The 3719-nt window shown below is 35.3% G+C and carries 2 protein-coding genes; both read right to left on the reverse strand.

Annotation, left to right across the window (positions count from 1 at the left end):
• Window positions 1-177: 177 nt before the first annotated feature.
• Window positions 178-3111 (reverse strand): tetratricopeptide repeat protein, encoded by a 2934-nt coding sequence (locus tag ACP6PM_RS21345; protein ID WP_426588170.1) that lies wholly within the window; start codon window positions 3109-3111, stop codon window positions 178-180.
• A 171-nt stretch (window positions 3112-3282) separates the two neighbouring features.
• Window positions 3283-3426 carry a hypothetical protein gene (locus ACP6PM_RS21350; protein ID WP_426588172.1) on the reverse strand — a complete coding sequence of 48 codons (144 nt, stop codon included), beginning with the start codon at window positions 3424-3426 and terminating at the stop codon, window positions 3283-3285.
• Window positions 3427-3719 lie beyond the last annotated feature (293 nt).

Here is a 3719-nt window from a genome sequence, read left to right on the forward strand (position 1 = left end):
CTCCTGTCTCCTGTCTCCGTTTTTTATGCTACATTTTGTCGTGCGGAATGTAGGTTAAAAGATAGCGATCGCTTGCTTAATAGTTTGTCGCCCCAAAGTTCTTTTTTATGAAGAAAGAAGGAAGAGGGAAGAAGGAGTAAATGTTGAAAAAAGGGAAAAATAATCTTTCTCTACTCCCTACTCCTTGTTCTCTGATAGTAATACTTTTATATGAGGATTTTCTAATAATTTTGCTGCATCTGCTAATAGTTTGTCGCCCCAAAGTTCTTTTTTGAGACGCTCCAAGCTTCCCCAAGTTTTGTCTAATTTTAATGCTGCTTCAGCTATTGTTAAACTTTCAGGAATTTTGCCTTTGTTGTAGAGGGCAATTGCTAATCCCGATCGAGGTAGTACAAATTGGTTATTAATTTCAAGTGCTGCTTGCCAATGTTCTATTGCTTCATCTATTTTTCCTATTTCATATTTAACTGAGCCAAGATTACTAATGAAACCTTGATCGCCTGGTTGAATTTCTAGAGCCTGATCGTAAGCAATAATCGCTTCTTCATATCTGCCTAAATAATTCAGAGCATTGCCTTTAAATAACCGGTATTGGTTATCATCTGATTGAATTTCTAGATATTTTTCTAAAGTAGAAATCGCCTCTTTATGTCTGCCTAAATAGTGGAGAGTAAAGCCTTTAAAGAACCAATATTCGTTATCATTTGATTGAATTTCTAGATACTTTTCTAAAGCAAAGACTGCCTCTTCATATCTTCCTAAATTATATAGAGCAATACCCTTAAATAACAAAGCTTCGTAATTGTCTGGTTTGATTTCTAAAGCTTTATCATAAGCAGAAATCGCCTCTTCATATCTGCTTAACCTTAACAGAGAATAGCCTTTACCATTCCAAGCTTCCTGATAGTCTGCTTTAATTTCTAAAGCTTTATCATAAGCAGAAATCGCCTCTTCATATCTGCTTAACCTTAACAGAGAATAGCCTTTACCATTCCAAGCTTCCTGATAGTCTGCTTTAATTTCTAAAGCTTTATCATAAGCAGAAATCGCCTGTTCATATCTTCCTAAATTATACAGAGCAATGCCTTTATTGTTCCAAGCTTCCTGATAGTCTGGTTTAAATTCTAGAGCCTTATCATAAGCAGAAATCGCCTCTTCATATCTGCCTAAATTATACAGAGCAATGCCTTTATTGTTCCAAGCTGTGTCATAGTCTGGTTTAAATTCTAGAGCCTTATCATAAGCAGAAATCGCCTCTTCATATCTGCCTAAATTATACAGAGCAATGCCTTTATTGTTCCAAGCTGCGTCATCATCTGGTTTAAATTCTAGAGCCTTATCATAAGCAGAAATCGCCTCTTCATATCTTTCTAATTTTATCAGTACATCTCCCTTATTTCTCAAAGCATAGTGAAAATCAGGTTTAATTTCTAAAGCTTTATCATAAGCAGAAATCGCCTCTTCATATCTTTCTAAATTTTCCAGTGCAACGCCTTTACCATTCCAAGCTTCCTGATATTCTGGTTTAATTTCTAAAGCTTTATCATAGGCAGAGATTGCCTGCTCATACCTGCCTAAATTTCTCAGTGCATCTCCCTTATTTCTGAAAGCATAGTGAAAATCTGGTTTGATTTCTAAAGCTTTATCATAAACAGAAATCGCCTTTTCATATCTGCCTAAATTTTCAAGAGCAATGCCTTTAGCATTCCAAGCCTCCTGATATTCTGGTTTAATTTCTAGAGCTTTATCGTAGGCAAAAATCGCTTCTTCATATCTTTCTAAATTTCTTAGTGCATCTCCCTTACTTCTCAAAGCATAGTGAAAATCTGATTTAATTTCTATAGCTTTATCATAGGCAAAAATCGCTTCTTCATATCTGCCCAAATCTGACAGAGCACTGCCTTTATTGCGCCAAGTTTTGTGAGATTTTGGTTGAATATCTAGAGCTTTATCATAAGCAAAAATCTCCTGTTCATATTTGCCTAAATCTGACAGAACAGTGCCTTTATTGTGCCAAGCATAGTAATAGTCTGGTTTAATTTCTAGAGCCTTATCAAAATGAAAAATTGCCTCTTCATGTCTGCCTAAATCTTTTAGTGCATTACCTTTATTATTCCATGATTCGTGATAGTCTGGTTTAATTTCTAGAGCCTTATCAAAACCATAAATTGCCTCTTCATATCTGCCTAAATCCTCCAGAGTAATACCTTTATCATTCCAAGCATAGTAATAGTCTGGTTTAATTTCTAGAGCCTTATCAAAATGAAAAATTGCCTCTTCATATCTACCTAAATAATATAGAGCTTGACCTTTATAGTACCAAAATTTATATTGGTTTGGTTTAATTTCTAGACTTTTATCATAAGCAGAAATTGCCTCTTCGTATTTACTTTCTGATGCTAGTATTAATCCCTGTGTAAAGAATAGATTTCCTTTCTCTTCATCAGGATTATTTTCATCTTCGATTAAATTTTGAATATCTAAAAATTTTTGCCTTCTTTCTTCATAACTTAAACTCTGATATTTCTGATAATCTCCTTCCTGAATAATTCGAGATGATTCTTGAGCTAATAACTCTGGGTCAGACTTAAATTCAAATGTATTAGAACGCCAATCAAAAAAGTCTGGGGAACGATGAATAAAATATTTCAAAGCATATACAGGTATGATAAAAACAAAGCAAATTTTAAAGTCATCTCTGAATTTTTCTCGATGTTGATTCAGGTGACTTAAAATCGGAGGTACACCTTTTTCACTGTAACTATATCTCTCATAACTACTCCAACCTTTTGTCAGTTTATTCAACTCATATTCATAGAGAGAATTTTCCAGACCAGTCACAAATAAAATATTAATATCCTGTCTATTTGGCAAAGTAGCAACCAGATTATATAAATTATTTTTTGGTTCATTTAACGGCAAAACTTCAATTCTTTTCTGAGGAATATCTTGCTTAATCTTCTGAATTAATTTTGTTCCTTCTGCGGGAGAACATTCTACAAACAATAACCTAAAACCAGGCGTTCTTCTAAGAGACCTAACTATCGCTTTATATTCTGTTTCTGGGTCTTTCAAGAATTCCTCATCCCCGTCTATTAAATCTTGGTTCATAGCTTTTGAGATAAAATTTAAGCTCACACGGATTATGGCACGGATGCGCAGATTAATTTGTTAGGTAGTCCTGCATAGTATAGCGCTACGCATTAAGGTTAGGACATTTATACATTCTGAAACCCTTTGACACTTTACTATTCCCTATTCCCTATTCCCTAGCGCGTAGCGCTATAATGGTGAAGATATATATTTTTTTTTAATTTCTTCCCACACTCCCCACACCTCCCACACTTTCCACACTCTCTCTACCATTACTATGCACCACCACCATTTGTTGGTCTTATTGTGAGCGATCGCTTGCTTCATTTTCATCTCCCGCGCTGGAGTGCTTCAGACAATGAATTTATTATTGCTCTATACGCAATAGTAGAGAAATTTCCCTATCCATCTCCCGCGCCGGGGTACTTCAGAAAATGAATTGACTATTTCTCCATAGGCAATAGTAGAAAAATTTCTCTATCCACCTCCCGCGCTGGGGTGCTTCAGAAAATGAATTGACTATTTCTCCATAGGCAATAGTAGAGAAATTTCCCTATCCATCTCCCGCGCCGGGGTGCTTCAGAAAATGAATTGACTATTTCTCCATAGGCAATAGTAGAAAAATT

The organism is Dapis brunnea BLCC-M229 (assembly GCF_050015995.1).
Lineage (GTDB): Bacteria > Cyanobacteriota > Cyanobacteriia > Cyanobacteriales > Microcoleaceae > Trichodesmium.

What these genes read in the sequence shown, in the direction of transcription:
- ACP6PM_RS21350 (WP_426588172.1), bottom strand. Translation starts at nt 3,426, where the DNA reads ATGAAAATGAAGCAAGCGATCGCTCACAATAAGACCAACAAATGGTGG.
- ACP6PM_RS21345 (WP_426588170.1), bottom strand. Translation starts at nt 3,111, where the DNA reads ATGAACCAAGATTTAATAGACGGGGATGAGGAATTCTTGAAAGACCCA.